Genomic DNA, 526 nt, shown 5'->3' on the forward strand with positions numbered 1-526 from the left:
GGGTGCGGCGGCACCAGCGCATGCACCACCGACAGCCCGGCGACCATCGGCAAACCGACCATCAAAATCGACACGCCGACGCGGCGGGCCACGGTAAAGGCAATCGGCACCAGCAACACAAAACCGACCTCGAAGAACAGCGGCAGCCCGACCAGGAAGGCGATGCAGACCATCGCCCAATGGGCGTTCTTCTCGCCGAACCGGTCGATCAAGGTCCGCGCCACCTGCTCGGCACCGCCGGACTCGGCCATCATCTTGCCGAGCATCGTACCCAGCGCCACCACCAGCGCAATGTGCCCCAGGGTTTTGCCAACCCCGGCCTCATAAGCGCCGACTACGCCGGACGGCGGCATGCCCGCCAACAGCGCGAGGCCGATGGACACCAGGGTGATGACAATGAACGGATTGAGTCGGTAACGGGCGATCAGAACGATCAGGGCAATGATGGCGATGGCGGCATACACCAGCAGCCAATAGCCGAAGGACAGGGTCATGCGGTACTCCTCGAAAGGGTCACGTCGAATGG

The 526-nt window shown here is 63.7% G+C and carries 1 protein-coding gene; it reads right to left on the reverse strand.

What is annotated here, in order from left to right:
- A partial coding sequence (locus K0F88_RS32035; RefSeq protein ID WP_219097878.1) for an SLC13 family permease occupies positions 1–494 on the reverse strand: 494 nt, incomplete at its 3' end.
- Positions 495–526 lie beyond the last annotated feature (32 nt).

It is taken from the genome of Pseudomonas sp. UMAB-40 (assembly GCF_900095275.1).
GTDB lineage: Bacteria > Pseudomonadota > Gammaproteobacteria > Pseudomonadales > Pseudomonadaceae > Aquipseudomonas > Aquipseudomonas mandelii_B.